The sequence below is a fragment of the Citrobacter sp. Cb004 genome, from assembly GCF_030337065.1.
GTDB lineage: Bacteria > Pseudomonadota > Gammaproteobacteria > Enterobacterales > Enterobacteriaceae > Citrobacter > Citrobacter braakii.
In genome coordinates this window covers 42,564-60,297 of the sequence record NZ_JAOWCH010000055.1, presented here as the reverse complement: position 1 = coordinate 60,297, position 17,734 = coordinate 42,564, and the positions used below count along the sequence as shown (strand labels likewise).

The 17,734-nt window shown below is 45.8% G+C and carries 15 protein-coding genes, 1 tRNA gene and 1 pseudogene; 6 read left to right on the top strand and 11 right to left on the bottom strand.

What is annotated here, in order from left to right; translation table 11 throughout:
- The first annotated feature begins 538 nt into the window (after positions 1 to 538).
- From OGV65_RS10955 to uxaC, 6 genes are all read left to right on the top strand, one after another.
- Positions 539 to 1,225, top strand: coding sequence for an RraA family protein (locus tag OGV65_RS10955; RefSeq protein WP_047498229.1), 687 nt, complete (start codon positions 539 to 541; stop codon positions 1,223 to 1,225).
- A 42-nt stretch (positions 1,226 to 1,267) separates the two neighbouring features.
- The gene (locus OGV65_RS10950; protein ID WP_049281645.1) at positions 1,268 to 2,032 is read left to right on the top strand and encodes an SDR family NAD(P)-dependent oxidoreductase; all 765 of its coding nucleotides are present in this window, start codon (positions 1,268 to 1,270) and stop codon (positions 2,030 to 2,032) included.
- A gap of 114 nt (positions 2,033 to 2,146) precedes the next feature.
- Positions 2,147 to 2,476, top strand: coding sequence for a UxaA family hydrolase (locus tag OGV65_RS10945; protein ID WP_047498223.1), 330 nt, complete (start codon positions 2,147 to 2,149; stop codon positions 2,474 to 2,476).
- Positions 2,469 to 3,704 (top strand): UxaA family hydrolase, encoded by a 1,236-nt coding sequence (locus OGV65_RS10940; protein ID WP_286454944.1) that lies wholly within the window; start codon positions 2,469 to 2,471, stop codon positions 3,702 to 3,704. The genes OGV65_RS10945 and OGV65_RS10940 overlap by 8 nt, the downstream gene beginning before the upstream one ends.
- Positions 3,705 to 4,139: 435 nt before the next feature.
- Complete coding sequence (locus OGV65_RS10935) at positions 4,140 to 5,459, top strand: MFS transporter (RefSeq protein ID WP_227021096.1); 1,320 nt, start codon at positions 4,140 to 4,142, stop codon at positions 5,457 to 5,459.
- 198 nt (positions 5,460 to 5,657) lie between these two features.
- Positions 5,658 to 7,058, top strand: coding sequence for a glucuronate isomerase (uxaC, locus tag OGV65_RS10930; RefSeq protein ID WP_286454942.1), 1,401 nt, complete (start codon positions 5,658 to 5,660; stop codon positions 7,056 to 7,058).
- A 216-nt stretch (positions 7,059 to 7,274) separates the two neighbouring features.
- Here uxaC and OGV65_RS10925 read toward each other — a convergent pair.
- The 11 genes and pseudogenes from OGV65_RS10925 to ecpA form a co-directional block, all read right to left on the bottom strand.
- Positions 7,275 to 7,379, bottom strand: a pseudogene (locus OGV65_RS10925) (Arm DNA-binding domain-containing protein); the annotation flags it as partial.
- A gap of 163 nt (positions 7,380 to 7,542) precedes the next feature.
- Positions 7,543 to 7,618 (bottom strand) — tRNA-Thr (locus OGV65_RS10920).
- A 165-nt stretch (positions 7,619 to 7,783) separates the two neighbouring features.
- A complete protein-coding gene (locus OGV65_RS10915; RefSeq protein WP_279263539.1) occupies positions 7,784 to 8,128 on the bottom strand; it encodes a methyltransferase family protein in 345 nt (114 codons plus the stop codon).
- A gap of 313 nt (positions 8,129 to 8,441) precedes the next feature.
- Entirely contained in the window at positions 8,442 to 9,890 is a 1,449-nt protein-coding gene (locus tag OGV65_RS10910; protein ID WP_141874848.1) for an EAL domain-containing protein, read from the bottom strand.
- Between the two features lie 342 nt (positions 9,891 to 10,232).
- Positions 10,233 to 10,706, bottom strand: a complete 474-nt coding sequence (locus OGV65_RS10905) for a FidL-like protein (protein WP_131405640.1) — start codon at positions 10,704 to 10,706, stop codon at positions 10,233 to 10,235.
- On the bottom strand, positions 10,681 to 11,412 hold the full coding sequence (locus OGV65_RS10900; protein ID WP_047498183.1) for a winged helix-turn-helix domain-containing protein: 732 nt from the start codon (positions 11,410 to 11,412) through the stop codon (positions 10,681 to 10,683). Before OGV65_RS10900 ends, OGV65_RS10905 begins: the two co-directional genes overlap by 26 nt.
- 144 nt (positions 11,413 to 11,556) lie before the next feature.
- On the bottom strand, positions 11,557 to 12,252 hold the full coding sequence (locus OGV65_RS10895) for a fimbrial biogenesis chaperone (protein ID WP_103765894.1): 696 nt from the start codon (positions 12,250 to 12,252) through the stop codon (positions 11,557 to 11,559).
- The gene (locus OGV65_RS10890; RefSeq protein WP_103765893.1) at positions 12,249 to 13,865 is read right to left on the bottom strand and encodes a fimbrial adhesin EcpD family protein; all 1,617 of its coding nucleotides are present in this window, start codon (positions 13,863 to 13,865) and stop codon (positions 12,249 to 12,251) included. The genes OGV65_RS10895 and OGV65_RS10890 overlap by 4 nt, the downstream gene beginning before the upstream one ends.
- 4 nt (positions 13,866 to 13,869) lie before the next feature.
- Positions 13,870 to 16,362 carry a CS1-pili formation C-terminal domain-containing protein gene (locus tag OGV65_RS10885; RefSeq protein WP_286454940.1) on the bottom strand — a complete coding sequence of 831 codons (2,493 nt, stop codon included), beginning with the start codon at positions 16,360 to 16,362 and terminating at the stop codon, positions 13,870 to 13,872.
- A 47-nt stretch (positions 16,363 to 16,409) separates the two neighbouring features.
- Positions 16,410 to 17,087, bottom strand: coding sequence for an EcpB family pilus assembly chaperone (locus tag OGV65_RS10880; protein WP_046276284.1), 678 nt, complete (start codon positions 17,085 to 17,087; stop codon positions 16,410 to 16,412).
- Between the two features lie 53 nt (positions 17,088 to 17,140).
- Positions 17,141 to 17,728: a common pilus major fimbrillin subunit EcpA gene (ecpA, locus tag OGV65_RS10875; RefSeq protein WP_046276283.1), complete on the bottom strand. Its 588-nt coding sequence runs from the start codon at positions 17,726 to 17,728 to the stop codon at positions 17,141 to 17,143.
- Positions 17,729 to 17,734 lie beyond the last annotated feature (6 nt).

Here is a 17,734-nt window from a genome sequence, read left to right as displayed (position 1 = left end):
ATTTACTCTCATTTCAGATAACGTCTCTGAAACAAAGATGCTATACCGACTGCTCATTTTCAGGGGGTTACCCTTACTAACCGACCTCCACCGGGAGTGAACATCGGCTATGTTGCTTTGCTGCATGCCGTCCTGGCACCAGCTCGTCACAACCTCCGCCTGCGCCAGGGCTCATCTTATTGCTTATTTTCCCACAAAAAAAGTAAAAACGAATCCGCCGATTCCGCCTGAATTTGAGGAATACCGGGCAAAATTTACATCGCGACGATCTCCGCGCTCTACCAATCTCGTCGGCAATAATCGCCATTGATGCCGACATGAAAGGGACGAGCACCTCATTAGTTTAAAATCATGATCATTATCACATAACTAACACACCCATCATATACACCTGTCAGACAGGTGTATATGATGGGTGTGTGTAACGCGTTTAGATGTTTTTATGAATCGCCGAACACAATAACGGGCCTCTCACGTAGTCATTAATTTAGTAAGTATATTGATTTCATTCAAATAAATGATGAGATAGGGATAAAGTATGTGGGAAAATGACAAAGAACTTTTTCACTTAATGCGAACAAATCTATTCCCCGCAGCAGTGGGTGATATTCTTGATACGCTTGGGTATTTACACCAGTTTATTGCGCCTGTGGTTAAGCCCATTCGTTCAAATATGGTGGTGGTTGGCCGGGCAATGCCGGTATTAGAGGCCGATGTATTTGAACTTCATTCCAGTTCAAATAAGAGCGACATAGGGGAAAAACCCTTTGGTATTATGTTTGAAGCATTGGATTCCTTACAGGAAAATGAAGTTTATATCACGACGGGATGCTCTCTACGTTACGCACTCTGGGGCGGACTTATGTCGGCCCGCGCCATTAAACTAAAAGCTGCAGGTGCCGTACTGGATGGCTTTTCTCGTGATACGTCAGAAATTTATGACCTGGATTTTCCGGTATTTTCCCATGGAACTTACGCCCAGGACCAGGGGCCGCGGGGAAAAGTTATCGATTATCGCGTGCCGATTGAATTCAGCGGAGTGCGCGTCAATCCCGGTGACATCATCTTCGGCGATCGCGACGGCGTTTTAATTATACCGCAAGCGCTGGAGACAGAAGTTATCAGTAAAGCGTTGGAAAAAGTATCGACGGAAAACCAAGTCCGTAAAGCGATAGCCAAAGGTATGAGTACGGTAGAAGCTTTTGAAAAATTCGGCGTAATGTAAGCATCCTGTCAAAACGGTAATAAATGATTTTGGAGAAACAGTATGTCAGACACAAGCATATTTTCTTTAACGAATAAAAAAGCCTTAATTACCGGTGCCGGCAGCGGTTTGGGTTATGCGATGGCAAAATGCATGATAACCAGCGGCGCACAGGTGATCATTGCCGACATGAACGCCGATGCAGCCAAAAAAGCGGCCGACGATTTAGGGCCGAACGCTTCATGGACGCAGTTCAACGTCACTGATACCGATGAGACGGAACGCTGGGTCGGCGATTTACTGCAACAACATAAGCACATCGACATTCTGGTGAATAATGCAGGCAATCACTGTAAGAAGCCTATCGAAGAGATGAGCGTTAAAGAGTTCGAATCGGTGCTAGATGTGCACGTCGTCGGCGCTTTCGCCCTCACTCGCGCGCTAGTGCCGCATATGAAACAGCTCGGCAATGCTTCGGTGTTGTTTACCGCCTCCATGACCTCGTTCCTCGGCCAGCCTTATGTCACCGGCTATGCGGCGGCAAAATCCGCCTATCTGGGATTGATCCGCGGTCTGGCGACGGAGTTATCCGGCGCCGGCATCCGGGTGAACGGCATCGCCCCCGGCTGGATCGATACGCCTATGTTGCGTAAGGCCATTGAGGGCGACGATGAACGTAAAAACAAGATCCTCGGCCGTACGCCGATGAAAAAATTCGGTAAGCCGGATGATATCGGCTGGGCGGCGACGTATCTTGCGTCCGACGCCGCGGGATTCGTCAGCGGCCATGTACTGATTGTCGATGGCGGCGCGCTCATCGGTTTTTGAAAACAGGGCAATTCTCGCCATCATGCACGGAGGTCGATGTTATTAAGGGAGGGATGCCAACCGTTATGTCTTTAACAGTGCCGATCACTGGCAGTTATTAAACCGGAAGCGACTATGGACAATGTGGTATACAAAATTAATGCAACCGATAACGTTGCAACCGCGCTGACATCGTTTAAGCACGGAGAAACGGCGAATATTCGCGGTGCCGAAGAGGGGGTAATCGATGCAAATGAAGAGATTCATATCGGCCATAAGATTGCCCTATCTTTTATCGCCCAAGGCGCGCCGATCGTTAAATATGGTATTAGCATCGGCACGGCCACGCAGGATATCAGGCCAGGAGACTGGGTGCATTTGCACGTAATGTGCAGCAATTACGATCGACGTTCCGCCAGTCTGGATGTCGTCACCGGCGCGCCAAAGGATATTAAATATGAATGAATCAGATAGTCTGAAAACCATAAGCTGGCAGGGTTACCAACGCCAGAGTGGAGCAAAAGGCATCCGTAATAAAACACTGGTCATTTATACCGTTGAATGCGCCCATTTCATCGCAGACAAAATCGTCGCCCAGATTAACGATTCCGAAGTGGAGGTCGTGGGCTTTTCAGGCTGTACCGATAACGAATATGCCGTAAGAATGCTTATTGCGTTGATTCGCCATCCCAACGTCGGCGGCGTTCTCGCCGTTGGGTTGGGGTGCGAATATATTCAGCCGGAGTGGCTCAGTAATATCGCGAAAGAAGAAGGCAAACCGACCAACTGGTTTTTCATTCAGCAGGCCGGCGGCACAAAAAGCAGTATCGAGCTTGGAGTTAAATACGTTAAACACATTCAGGACGAATTAAGTCATACGCCACGCGTGGCGATGGGATTCTCCGATCTCATCATCGGCAGCGAATGCGGCGGAAGCGATTATACCAGCGGCCTGGCGGGCAATGTGGCGGTAGGAAATTTTTTCGACTGGTTAATTGATGCCGGCGGTACCGCGATCTTTGAAGAGATTGTCGAAGCCATTGGTCTGATTGATATCTTGTCGGCAAGGGCCGCGACAGAAGCTGCCAGGGAGCAAATCATCGCCACTTACAATAAGGCGCTGGATTACTGTAAATCGGTAAGGCAATACTCCGTCAGCCCGGGTAATTTCGCTGGCGGATTGTCCACTATTGAAGAAAAAAGCATGGGCGCAGTGATAAAAAGCGGTTCCCGTCCTATTCAGGGAATACTGAAAGTCAGCAGTAGTCCGAAAGGAAAAGGGTTATGGCTGCTTGATTCCACCCCGGACCCTCATTGGATGCAATTCGGCATTACCAACCCCAATGATAATGAAGGGCTGATGGCGCTTATTTCCTGCGGCAGCCACATTATCTTTTTTGTTACCGGACGCGGCAGCGTAGTCGGTTCCGTCGTCGCACCGGTCATTAAAATAACCGGTAACAGCCAGACTTACGCCAACATGTCGGAAGATATGGATGTGGATGCAGGCCGTCTTTTAAGTGGAGCACTCTCCCAACAGGCGCTTTCAACAGAAATAGCCGAATTGGTTATGGTGATCGCCTCTGGGAAAAAAAGTAAAAGTGAAGAACAGGGGCATAAAGAATATTTTATTCCTTATAAATATCAAAGCAGAGACGTATTGATACCCGCGCGGTGTGAAAATGAACATTGAATAAGGTGGGTAAAATAATTCTCCATTATTAATATAACTTTAGATTGCCAAGCTCAAAATAGAAGAATAGGCGTTACCGCTTTGCATGTCCTATCCAGAGGATGTACTGCGGCGACATTATTTAAATAAAACTGCCGTGACCTTTATCACGAGCTGAAAAGAAATGATGCTAATACAACCACCCACCATGTCATGCAGGTTGATAGGGTAAGTGGGCGGCGTGATGATAGCCTCGAAGGTGAGAGTGACTTGGGCATCCTCCCTTGTGCAGCGCATTTTTCAGCACCAGGGGAATGGTAAATTAATAATGAGAGTAAATAGTCCGTATGAATTGAAATTACCTCGTTGAGAATAACAGTCGGCCGCTTCGTCATTGCTCTGGCTGAAAAATCTCTTTTATTAGGCGCATAACAATTCTAGTTGGAGATAATTATTGTGACAGACATAGTATATAAAGAAGGTATACAGCCAGAAGCTGATACCAGAACGATAAGAAAAGTCGTCGTAGCTGGTTCGGTAGGTACGATTATCGAATGGTACGATTATGCGCTCTATGGTGCGGCGGCAGGCTTAGTCATAAACAAACTCTTCTTTCCTTCCCTTTCGCCGTCGTCCGCCTTATTAGCCGCGCTGGCGACATTTGCCGTCGGTTATTTCGCCAGACCGCTGGGAGGGGTGATCATCTCTCACATCGGCGATAAATGGGGACGAAAACCCGCCCTGATATTTTCTATCGTCCTGATGGGATTAACAACCGTCGCGCTGGGCCTGCTGCCGAGCTATTTTCATATCGGCGTGTGGTCATCCGTGCTATTGGTGCTGTTACGCTTGCTCCAGGGATTTGGCGCTGGCGCCGAGCTGGCGGGGGCGCTGACATTTGTCGGGGAATATGTTCCCTTTAAGCGCCGGGCTTTCTATACCTCTATCATCAATGCGTCGACCGTTGTGGGGATTATGCTTGCGACAGGTGCCTTCTTGCTGGTTTCGCAATTACCGGAAGACGCGTTTCTCAGTTGGGGGTGGCGCATTCCATTTTTAGCCTCCTCAGTACTTTTTATCCTCGCTTTTTACATCCGGCATAATCTGGATGAGACGCCGGCTTACCAAAAAAGCATGGCCGAAGCCGAGAAGAAAAAGAAAACGCAGAAAGTCCCCCTATCTGAGTTATTAAAAAATAGTCCGAAAGAAGTATTCTATGCCTTTCTCAGCGTCACGGCACATCAGGCAAATTCCTATATCTTGAGCGTATTCAGTATCAGTTACATGGTAAATACCCTCGGCATGACGAGAACAGACAGCCTGATCGCACTTATATGCGGCTCTATCGCCGGCATTATCGGCACGCCTATTATGGGGAGTATTTCCGATAAAGTGGGTGCGGCGAAAGTCTACTCGCTAGGTTGTATTTTTATCGCTCTGTTTAGCATTCCCTTTTTCGCGATTCTTGATACGCAAAATCTGGCTTTCGTTATCCTCGGTATGTGTATTCTTTACGGCATCGGCTACGGCGCGACATCCGGTTCTCAGGGCGCCTTTTTAGTAAATTTATTCCCGATACGCTACCGGTTTTCAGGGGTTGCGTTGTCAAGAGAACTAAACGGCATGCTAATCGCCGGACCGACCCCGTTTATCTGCGCCTGGCTAGTGACGCTGGCCGAGGGTAAACCCACCTATGTATTTGGTTATATCTGGGCATGCTGTTTACTGTCCGTTGTCGCCGTACATATTATTAAACACAAAGCGAACAACCAATAAGTCATCATACCCCTGAATAATTTTAGTTATTTGAAGGCTGCAACCACACGAGTCCCAGGATTTTACTCAGGTAAGCGACTGGGACAAGTACGGGCAGCCAACGCACAGGCAGCTTTAAGTATGACGGGTGTAAATAGCGCGCACAAATTTAAACAAAAAAGTTGAATTAATAAATTATTCTTATGAGGAGGAAGTCTTATGTCATTTATAAAAAAAGACTTTTTATTGAGAAGCTTAACAGCGCAAAAGTTATATTTTGATTACGCCGAACCGATGCCAATATTTGATTTTCATTGCCATCTTATCCCGGAGCAAATCGCGACTGATAAGCGCTTTGATAATATTACCGAATTATGGCTGGGCGGAGATCACTATAAGTGGCGTTTAATGCGCTTTGGTGGTGTAGCAGAAAAATTCATAATGGGCGACGGCGACAATAAAAGTAAATTCATGCATTACTGTAAGGTATTGCCTTCAGCCATCGGAAATCCGGTTTATCACTGGAGTCATTTAGAATTACTGCGTTTTTTTGATATTGAAGATGAGATATCCATTGAAACAGCGGAATATTTGTGGGAGCAGTGTAATAAAAAAATAGCCTCCCCCGACTTTTCAGCACAGAAATTAATGCTACGGGCTAATGTTAACTATGTCTGCACCAGCGACGATCCGGTCGACGACCTGAAATACCATCAACACTTAGCCGCCCAGGACGATTTCCGCATCGGCGTATTTCCGACTTACCGCCCCGACAAAGCGCTGGCTATAGATAACCAGAATTTTATTGATTACGTTGAAAAACTGGCGGCCCGGTCAGGCATAAGGCTCGATAGTTACCAGAATTACTGCCGGGCGTTAAGTAATCGTATTGATTTCTTTCACCAGCAACACTGCCGAATGTCGGACCACGGCTTAGATCTGATGCGGTATATTCCGGCCACGCCGTCAGAGCTGGAGCATATTTTTGAAAAAGCGCTCAATCGCGACCCGTTAAGCGCGAAGGAAGTGATTCAATTCAGAACCGAAACGCTCTGCTTTCTGGCTTCCCGTTATGCCCAGCTTAACTGGACCATGCAAATTCACATCGGCGCCATGCGCAGCGTGAATAGCCGTATGCTGGCACATCTCGGACGCGATTGCGGTTACGATTCGCCAACCGACCGCCCATGTATGGATGATTTGGTGTTATTGCTCAATCGTATGGAACAGCAGGAGAGCCTGCCTGATACTCTGCTATTCAGCCTTAATCCAACACTGGATTCAGCTCTGGCAACACTGGCGGGGAATTTTCCGGGCGACAAAGCTTTGGCAAAAGTGCAACCTGGCCCTGCCTGGTGGCATAACGATCATAAAGTCGGCATGGAAAACCAACTTACAACATTTGGCAACGCTCTGCTATTAGGTCACTTTATCGGCATGACAACCGATTCCAGAAGCTTTTTATCCTACCCTCGACATGAGTATTTTCGTCGTATTTTATGTAATTTTGTCGGTGATTTAATTGAGCGCGGGGAATATACGAATCAACTGTCGGTAGCAGGGGGAATGATACAAAATATCTGTTACTTTAACGCTGAGAGGAAATACTTTAAAAAATAAAAACAGCTGATACCTTTACCACGCCCTATTTACGAATAACACCATAGATAGGGCGCAGATCAACACATGCTTGCCTCATCAGTGTGGGCTACCGGACGCCCTGACCACAGATAAAACCGTCATCGAGGCAACTGCTTTGATGGCAACAGCACTTGCATCTCAAATCAAACTGGTAGGTGACCTAATCCAGTATGCCACTACAATCCGCCAATATCAGGAACCAGAGGGAACAACCTCAAGATACAAACCAGCACCATCTGCCAGCTTATAGGCCTTCTCTCTGGGTTTAGCTGCATCTACCTGTCGCGCATTTAGCTTCATTAGGGGCATCTCCCTGGACCGAACACAGAGAGCCCCCACTTATGCCCCCAACTGTGACTTGATTTCGGTTGAGTCCAGTTGATAACAGGAGATAAGATACGGGCTGTAAACCGCAATATACGGGCTTTGAGTTGATTTCGGTAGACCTTGGAAGAATTTGAAATGGTGCCGATAATAGGAGTCGAACCTACGACCTTCGCATTACGAATGCGCTGCTCTACCAACTGAGCTATATCGGCCCTGAAAAGGACATGTCCACGAATGTGAGCACGGGGTAGAAGGTTAAAACTAACCGGGCGATGCGTCAATGGCCTTGCGAATCAAACGCCTATTTTTGCATCATCCGGTTTCAATTACGCACGAATCGTGTCGTTACAGGCATGCTTATACGTGGTCGGGTATTACTATAACCAGCGGCGAACGTGTTGTTCATAGCGCTCCCACTCCAGCCCGAAATGTTTTCGCAGTTGTTCCTCTTCAAAATCAATATGCAATCTGGCAACCGCCAGCATAAACACCGGTACAGCCAGTACTCCAGTCAGGCTACCGATGCAAAGAGCAAAGGCCAACTGGAGTCCACTCATACCAAGGTAGATCGGGTTGCGGCTCCAGGCATAACATCCGTCGGTAACAAGCGTGGTCGATTTATGTGCATGCAGCGGATTCAGGGTCGTACGTTTCATCCGCATCTGCCACGCGGTATGCAATATCACCAACAGACTGACGCCGGCCAGCAATGTGCTTATCACGATATTCACCCCGCCGAATGTGAAACGCGGACTCGCCGTCAGCACATCCGCAACGAGAAAAAGTACTAAGATAAGAGGCGGCGGAAACCAGACTCTTAATTTTGTCAGGAAATGACGCATGGCCAGGAACTCACCTCGGCATCGGTTTAATTAACGCTGATACCGCTATAAATACCCCGTATTAGATACATAAACAAACGATGCCTCACTCACAACAGGCTATCGCCTTCACCAGACAGGCGGGAGTTATCGTACTCACCTCGACAAAAATACCTGCATCAGAGGCATCCGCCCCTGATGTTCCCGAAAGGCTTTACGTTGAGAAAGTAGAATCCGACGCTGATTCAAAAAAATCTAAAGACTGCTTGTAGTAACGCATAAAATCATCAAACGTCACTGGCGGTAAAAATTGATAACCCTGCAGGTAATCAACATTATTTTTCCCCAACCATTGCTGCTGATAGCCATGTTCAACGCCTTCCGCCACCATGCGTAACCCCAGGAGTTCGGAAAGGTGAATGATTGACTCGAGCATAGGGATATGTTGCTCAACTTCTTTAATCGCTTTGATAAACGTTTTATCAATTTTTATAACATCCAGGTCTAACTCATTGAGATAACAAAGGTTAGCGTATCCCGTCCCAAAATCATCTAAAGCAAACAGAACCCCTCTGTTTCGCAACGATCGTATCAGCTCTTTGATTGCAGGAGTAATAGTGAGAGTCTGGTTTTCAGTTATTTCAATCATCAATTTTATCGGTAGCCTTTGCGTTATTTCCATAAAATTAAGACACTCCCAATAAAAGACGGGGTTACTTAAACCTGATGGACTCACATTAAAAGAGACGAATAAAGTTTTATTGAAATCCTCGCTTCCGTCGACCAGATTACGCGCGACGGCGTTCATTAAATAGCTCGTTAACTCATTCATTAAGCCACATTTTTCAGCCAGCGGTATAAACTCACGCTGAGAAATAGCATAATTATCCCCCTGTGGCCAACGAGCCAAAACCTCAACACCACAGACATCTTCGTTGATATTTACGATGGGTTGAAAATAAGGAATGATTTCTTCATTCCTTATTGCCATACTCAGTCGACCAGAATCTGAGACATCATATGCTTCGCCGTATATTACATTCTTACCAGAATGACTGTTCGTCGAGGAACCTTCATGCAATAGATTATTCCTGGTTAAAAAAATGATAGTTTCATTAAAATGAGAAAATCCCAGACGAGCGGTAATGCGTTCCCGATATCGATACACTGACTTAATTGTTATCGAGTTAGCATGACAAAAATCGTGCAATTTTTCCTTTGTGAAAGATGCATACAGCATTTTCTCTTCAAACTCAGTCAAATGAAAAGTAAATATCGCTGAACCTTTAGTGACTTCCACAACCTCATTGGGAGCCATTAGATTGGCTCTCAACTGAGAAATCAGCTGATCCGATAGTTCCCGTCCATTAATGAATGCATACTCCTCATACCCCCGATTAATAGAACGACTTTCATTCATCCGAAGAACAATACAGTTTATATTGATAAACTGCGTGCTATTTCTCTGAAACCACTTCCTGACCTGGAATAATGGTAACCGGTTATCGATCACCAGTAAACAGGATGGATACCGTGGAATAATTGACTGTGAACCAGAAATAAATGCCCGCGCATCGACCAACACCAGATTTGGCAACCACGCTTTTATCCCTGAGAAAAGAAAAATATCATAACTGAGCAGAAAAACCTTTTTCGTATTCATAGTTACCACCAACTTAAATTTATGGCATGGCAGGTCCCTCGTTTTATACACGAGAGAATATACAACACCTTTAGCCTCCAGAAATTACAATGCAGTCCGCGAAATAACTTTATCCATAAGTCATCTCACGCAGTTTCAGAATTTATAATCACGCTTATCCATATGAATATTACCATTAAATGTTAAGGCCATTTTAATTATTGAAAAAGGAAAAATCCTAATTCTTCATCAATACAAATCCTATTGCTCATTTTCACTGTAAGACAAAATAAAAAACCATGAACACTAAAAACGACAAAATATAAAACTACTAAAACCGTAAGGATAACATATTATTGTTACTTATGCTGCCCGACAAACCATTAACGTACGTCGCAGATCTCTGATCGCATAGACATTTTTGGCGATATGGATGATCTTATAATAAAAAATTTCCTGTCGTGACATGAGTTGTTCGGTAACGTCATCAGGAACATTATCATTTTTATTTTTAACAATAGCTACACGACGGGTCTGCAGGTAACCATCACGATCTTTACCAATAAAATTCAGGATAACATTACGATCTACAGCATAATTTTCACCCTGAATATTGAGGCTTCCTACCTGAGATACCCGCCCTTCGGTAGCAGAAGAAATACGAAAAACCAGCAGAACTTCACCTTCAATTTTTACCCCCTGAGTTTGCGCCTCCAGATGCAGGTAAGTTTTTGCCGAGCAGGTCAGCGTCTCAGGTTCTTGATGGCGATATAAAAAATATGCTGTTATCGCTGCAAGAAAGATTGCCCCACTAATAAACAAAATTTTCACATTCACGGACAACCCCTCCTTTCTCTAACGTACAAACCCCAAGCAAATTCACTCTAAGATCATTGCCGGCTGATAAATTATTATCATCATAAAAAACAATTGTTTTCTTGCCATCATGACAAGCCGCATTTACTTTTCGCCACATATCAGAAGATAAAAATGCTTTTGTTTTATCAGCATTATTGTCATCGGCAGTATAAAGTTCACAATCATCTATTGCCCTGATATAGATAAAATTTTTGGATCTTGAATTAAGAGCTGAAAAGATAAATATGGCGCTTCCAAGAAATGCAAATAATAAAATGAAAAGAATAATATTTTTACGTTTTGGTCTTACGGATGAGTTCACCGTCTCAGTTACCGAACGCACAGTTTCATCTTCACAGGAAGATGACGATTCACCGCTGATCGAAGCATGGAACAAAAATCCCTGCCGGGGCAGCGTTTCAATGGGATTACCCGCCCCCAGCTCACTAAATGCTTTTCGCAAAATACTGATGCTTTTATTAAGACTATGACCCGATGGGGCCATGCCATGCTTTTTCCACACTTCTTCAATGATAAACTCGCGGTGGACTTGTTGATTTTTATGGGCAATGAATAGCTCAAGTAGTCTCGCGGTAGATGCCGAAAGAATTATTGTCGTATCGCGATGTTTCAGGCTTTTTCTGGTGGAATCATACTCAACCTGTTCATTAATTATACTGTTCATACTACCTGACTCTTAATTACCGTGACGTTGAGTGCAAATGACTAAAATTTCATCTGTGCCGAGCTGATTACTGCATTGTATAAAGACAGTTACAGTATAGGTTCGATATCTAACCATGACATATCGGATCAGAATTAATGCTTACTATTGATTGAGTTTGAAGCACCCCTGACCTACTGGTATGTATTTCTGCAATGCAACGATAAATTTCCGGTTTTTTGATTTCAATTCGCTACTACGCCAGGTTTCACCCGGCAACACATAACGCATGGTGGCTTCATCATCGGTTGAGTTGCACCCCAGGTGTACGATGATTTTAAAAAAAGTATTCCCGGTGTTTTTCAGTGTTCCGTTTGCCTCATCAATGGTGTAGGCCAGATTCATTTTTCTCGGGCGAACAACCAATATGGTGTCCATAGCGATCACCGGGAGAGCCTGCCCTCCTTTCCCTTGATTACGCTCGGTAAACAGCGTTATCGGCATTTCACGAAATAGAATTCGGTAATAGCGTTCTTTATCATCCTGCGGTCCACGGTAGAAAATCTTAAAAAACTCACTCGCCTGCGGAGCCAGTGAAAAATTCAGCGGCGTAAACAGAAGTTCGCCTTCAGCAATGGCACTTCTGTTTTCACCTCCCGGTCCGGGCTTATCAATTTTTACTGCGCCAATACTGTACAAATTCTGTTTCTGGCTATCGTTATAGATCCGTTTGCTGATAAATAATTTATCCGATGGCATCTCATAAATGGTCGACTCCAGGTAGACAGCCTGTGCGGAGAATATAGTCAACCCGGAAAGTAAGATAAATACCCATCTAAACACCAAACGGCAGCGGTTCATGGCGTCACTCCCACCCAATTCGCCGTGACTTTTATCTCTCCACTGGCACTGACAACACCTTCCCAATCTGTTCCGGAAACAGTTAACATCGACCGTGAATCATTCATTGGGAAAAGCAGTTTCAAATCAGTAGCATAATAGCTTCCATCATCATTGTTATTTGCGTCCCAGGGCGTCTGTTGCCACTGCGCATCGCTCATATTGATTGCTGCTTCACTACAGCTATTTCGTTTCTTCACCACGCCCCCCGACTGACTGTTGTACTGCAGAAAAGCGGGGATTGGGACTGACAGCCCGCCTTGAGGGGAGGTAAACAGACAGTAAGGCACACTGTTTATCGTCGTACTTTCTCCGATAACTTGCGCGGTAATGCTATCAGCCTGACGAGGACCGGAGACTGTCACGGTGTAATCTATTTCTATAGGAGCGGCGTCGCCAATCGTGCCACTGCCGCTCGCAGAAGCGGTGTTGTCTGAAGAGACGATACTGATCCCATACTCCTTCGGCACAATATTGATCTGTAGCGAAGGCGTAAACTGGTAGTGCCCTGACTCAGGTGTTAAGCCATTATAAAAACCGAAGGTAAACGGTTGAGTGTTAGTAATGCTGATTCCTGAATCGACGAGTTTTTTCAGGAATACCTTTGACAGAAAAATATATATGTACTCTCCAGAGGTCGTGAAAACGTTGTAATAAGCAGTTGAAGTACCATAGTTATACCAGTTTGAACCATTCCCGGAGTATTTCACGGTGGCCGGTCCAGGCGTAAAACCAAGCATCGCCGTGTCGACATAAGCGCGAAACGTCAGAGAGGCGGTCAGATTGGCGGTTTGTTGCAGGTTATAATTTACCATTTTGCAAATCACGCCGTCTTCTCTGCCTACCACGCCAAGCTCGCAATAACCAGAGTCTTTGGTGATGCTCGGCGTACCGTCGCTGGCAACCCAAAGTTCCTGAAATGCATTAGTCGATACCAGTGACAGATGACCACGTTTGGTTAACGTATAATTGACGTAATTCCATAATCCTTTCGATTGATCTTTGCAACGTTGCCCGGAAGAATAATCATAATCCACGGAAGTATAACAACGGTTGAACACATAGGTTTCGCTGCTACCGGTAGGCACATTGCGAAAGTACTCATAGGCAGTATCCGTCAGGGAAGCGAATCCGTAGGCGCCACCAATAACGCCTGCGACAGATCCTACCTGCGCATGATAAAAGCCGTTTTTATCAGTGCCTTGCCCGGCAATAAATCCAGTTGATGGACACTGGCTGCCGCTATAACAACGGATCCCCCGAAAAGGCCCGTTAATCGGGGAATTATCAATCCACATGTCCTGATAATAATTTCCTGGCGCAGTCCAGATGACAAAACCTAAATACCCGAGACTCACCTGAGAGGTACCGTATTTTATCCATGTGTTTGAACCGCTGAAACGCGGATCGAGTGCGGAGGGGGTGATAAAGTATTCACTATCAATGGCATTTTCAATAAACAAATAGTTATTACTGACTGAGCCGGAAGATACTGCATTTAAAGCCAAAGCAGGCGCAGGCGTGAAACTCCCCACGGCACAGATTACAGTAGCTACTTTAATTAATACTTTCATTTTATTACCTCTGCGCCATCGTGGTTTGCGTGGCACATTTCACATCACCAACCCACGCTGCGCCGCGTGCTTTTTCCAAATCGAGATCGGCTTCGCATAGGCTGCCATTGGCTGAAATTAACGTGATGACTGGATACTTCTTATCGATATCGATAGCAAACTCCCCTTTTTCATCCGTACGCGTTTTACCGATGTGATTATGAATATCGGTGTTTGCAGCTAACTGCCCATCGGGATAACGAATACGCCCGAATACGGTGACCATACTTTTCACTTCAGGGTTGATAACACCCACGTTACCCGGATATAGCGTCAGTTCCTGTTTGCGCCCTGAAACAATATCAAAGCTGTCTTCAGAGTTTTTATCATTGAGGATCTCCAGCTTGTACTGAGCATAAGGCGGCAGTGCAATGAAATTTGATTTACCGCTGAGAAGATAATTTCGGTTATTAATCTTCGCAGCCAGTTTCCCTTCGCCGGTCAAATCGGTTTTCACAATAATGCCTGACCTTTGCCTCTCTTTACTCAGACCGAAATCTTTTCCTGCCCACGCCAGGGAACCTTGAGAAGAGAAGTTCATATTGGTGGAGTTGTCCGCAGAACGCGTTACCGATACGGTGCCGGCGTTATATTTCGTGTCATAACTCAGATTGCCGTTTACCGAGTAATTATTGTCGTAATACTGCTCGCCACTCAGGCGTGTCGAAGCCGACAATCCGACCGATTTAATGGGGCCTTCAGCATACTGCTTGCGCGCGCTGAGATTACCCTGAGTGCTGCCATAGCGATCCCGGGAGACGCCCATGCTCATCCAGGACGCCAACGGCAACGATAAATCCAGGCTGACATAACGTTCCTGTCGCCCATCGTCATTCCGGTTGTTGTAGTAATAACGCTGAATACCTGCGCGCAACCCAACCGTGGCATACTTGCCTGAATAAAGGTTCGTGCTGTAGTCCAGGTTACGGTATTTATTTCCCGAGTAGCGATTCTCCGTCTGACTCACGGTAAGCGAGCCGCCATGAGGAATAAACTTTCCGAGGTTAAGAGTGCCACCAATGGAATAATTGTCACGCTCCTGCATGGGCAGACGGTCGCCAATTTTACTGTCTTCACGAGATGCCCAAAGGGAACCATATCCCTCGGGGATATTGAGATTGATATTACTGATGTTTCGCCATGACGAATCGTTCGCTACCAGCATCTGATTGCCAATGCTTACGTATTCATTCACATTGAGCGTAACATCCGTTTCATTAACCGTATTGTTTCCAAAACCGTAGAGCGTAGATTTCAGGCCCAGCCCCGACAATATCGCCAGCGTCACCGATGCGGCACCGCCGGCAATCCAGGTCTGCTCATTGCCTAAATCCTGATAGTGGTTTCGCTTATAACTCACACGGTCATAATCCAGTGAGCCACCAAACAGTTGCCATGAGAGCTGATCAATTCCGGCAGCCTGCTGGCGGGCAAAGATTTTATTAACCCGACTGATACGACTATTAATTGTCCGGCCATTGACCACGATATCTACCGTGACATCATAAACACCATACGGGAAACGACTGGTATCAATTTCATAACTGCCCATATTAAAGTTCTGTACGCTGAGCAAACGCCCGTCACGAAATACATGAACCTCGCCAGCGGCTGGCAAAAATACGGTAATTGGCGTGAGCGAAAGCGAGGTATTCTCAACAACCGTACTTCCTTTGTTTCCGTAGCTTACGCCGTAAATTTTCCCACCATTCAGCGCATTCAGGCTGGCAATAGACTGGACATTCCAGGTGTCGAGCATCCCGAGCGCCAGTCGATATCCGTCATAATCACGCTCATACATCGCGCGATAGAGTTTACTGGTGCTGTTGCTGTCGCCTATGCCGTAAAACGAACCGTTAATGTTGACATGGTGTTCACGCAGCGATGTTGTATTGTCCATCGTCAGATAGCTGCGGGTACTGCTGCCGTTATGATAATCGTTGTAGTAGGTGCCAAAGTTATAGTTCAGGACGTTAGAGAGAGTCTCCACGCTGGAAGGTCCAAGCAGGCTGCTACGTGCGACAATCGCTTCAGTTAACGCATCTTTGCTGACAATCATCTCCAGGTGAAATGAGGAGACGTTGAGTTGCAGACGTGCATCATTCGATAGCTCGATATTGGTGTTATCGTGAAACTTCACATCACGAATTTTTTCCACCAACGCGCGGGTTTTTCCAGATAACACGGCATTATTGGGCAATTCAGCAAGAGTCAGGGCTTTAACCGTAATATTGCCATCAACAAGGGAAATCACCGCATCGGCAACTTTTTGCTGACTTTTCTCGTCAGTCTCGTTGTAACGAATATATACCGGCACCGTCATTCCCTGCTCCAGTGAACGGGCGAAAGCGCTGGGGATAACGTAATTACCCACTTTTACTGGGGCTGCATGTGAAAATTCTGGTGTCAGCGCAAGAAAAAGACAAATGCTACCGCCGACAATATTTGTTGTTGTCATCTGCATCCTTACATTCCGGTAATTTTATTTATCCCTGCTATTGACCATCACTTCACTGTAATAAACTGCTTACCGTGCCAGATACCGATGCGTGAACGGCTATTACTAATGTCGGTAAACTGTAATTTTATTTTTGTACCCGGCATAATGTAATAACGTTCGCGACAGCCTCGTCCCCGATCGCGAGCCTTATCTTTACAAGCCCCATAGGCGATCACACGAAACGAAACATTGCCGGTATTGGTAATAACATCGCCATTTCGGCTATATTCAAAACGCTCCTTGCGCGGCGCGACTACCAGGATAGTGCCAATTTCAGCCGACGCTGTTGCAACAGCCATTTTATTCGCCCGGGTTTCCGCGCTCTCGGTGACCGGCTCATCTATCCATTGCAGACGATAATAACGCTCGACATCATCTGCAGGTCCTTTATAAAAGAAACGAAAAACATCCTTCGCCTGACCTGGAAGAATAAGATTGGCAGGTGTAGAGAGTAGTTCTCCGGAATTAACGGGCTTTATTTCGATTCCCCCCGCCAAAGGTGATGACAATTGTTTTACCGAAACACTGACATAACGCGCCGCATCTGTCGTATTGATAATTTCTTTCGATAATGAACTCTCAGCAGAAGTCATGATCGATGTGATTTCACCAACATTAATTGCCCATCCGGGAAAAGATGCTACTAACCCTACCAACATCGCTGCCGGTAAATATTTTTTCATGACACCATTCCTGATAAATTCGGGAGAAAAAATTCTCCCGAATTTTTTATTACTTAGGCAGACGGAGTCGTCCAGGTTGCATTGAACTGTACTTTTACATCGCCAGTCCAATAGCCGTCTGGCAGTGCAGAGTAATCTGCTACTGTCTGACTACCATCAGAAGTCGCTGACGCGATGGTGAATTTGAAGTTGGATTGATCGCTGACACGATCCGCACCGTTATAAGCGCCATCAGCCATCAAGCTTTCAAGACCAGAAGTGGAGCTGGAGTTAACAAGGACAGTATCTGATGAATTAGTCAGCGCAGTGCCATTCCATGCCACCCCTACGTTCAGGGTAGAAGCATCACCACTGGCGTTGATCAGAGTGTTACTAATAATCTGAGCAGTCAGTTCAAAATCAGTTGCCGTCTCCTGACCCTGAATCGTCACATCAAAAGCACCGTCCTGAGAGTTGAAGGCATTCAGCCCTTCAGCATACTGGAAAGTTAAAGAGTTCAGCGGGGTGACAACCAACATGCTGGTGGTATCTTTCGTTGCCGTCGCGTCCCACGAGGCTGTTGCAGAAGCAGTAACATCTGCCATTGCATTTGCTGCAACAAATACAGAAGCCAGAGATGTTACTAATAATATTTTTTTCATTTTATC

Bases quoted from the DNA above. Each gene is read 5' to 3' on its own strand.
- OGV65_RS10955 (WP_047498229.1), top strand. From the start codon at position 539: ATGTGGGAAAATGACAAAGAACTTTTTCACTTAATGCGAACAAATCTA.
- OGV65_RS10950 (WP_049281645.1), top strand. From the start codon at position 1,268: ATGTCAGACACAAGCATATTTTCTTTAACGAATAAAAAAGCCTTAATT.
- OGV65_RS10945 (WP_047498223.1), top strand. From the start codon at position 2,147: ATGGACAATGTGGTATACAAAATTAATGCAACCGATAACGTTGCAACC.
- OGV65_RS10940 (WP_286454944.1), top strand. From the start codon at position 2,469: ATGAATGAATCAGATAGTCTGAAAACCATAAGCTGGCAGGGTTACCAA.
- uxaC (WP_286454942.1), top strand. From the start codon at position 5,658: ATGTCATTTATAAAAAAAGACTTTTTATTGAGAAGCTTAACAGCGCAA.
- OGV65_RS10910 (WP_141874848.1), bottom strand. From the start codon at position 9,890: ATGAATACGAAAAAGGTTTTTCTGCTCAGTTATGATATTTTTCTTTTC.
- OGV65_RS10900 (WP_047498183.1), bottom strand. From the start codon at position 11,412: ATGAACAGTATAATTAATGAACAGGTTGAGTATGATTCCACCAGAAAA.
- OGV65_RS10895 (WP_103765894.1), bottom strand. From the start codon at position 12,252: ATGAACCGCTGCCGTTTGGTGTTTAGATGGGTATTTATCTTACTTTCC.
- OGV65_RS10890 (WP_103765893.1), bottom strand. From the start codon at position 13,865: ATGAAAGTATTAATTAAAGTAGCTACTGTAATCTGTGCCGTGGGGAGT.
- OGV65_RS10885 (WP_286454940.1), bottom strand. From the start codon at position 16,362: ATGACAACAACAAATATTGTCGGCGGTAGCATTTGTCTTTTTCTTGCG.
- OGV65_RS10880 (WP_046276284.1), bottom strand. From the start codon at position 17,087: ATGAAAAAATATTTACCGGCAGCGATGTTGGTAGGGTTAGTAGCATCT.
- ecpA (WP_046276283.1), bottom strand. From the start codon at position 17,728: ATGAAAAAAATATTATTAGTAACATCTCTGGCTTCTGTATTTGTTGCA.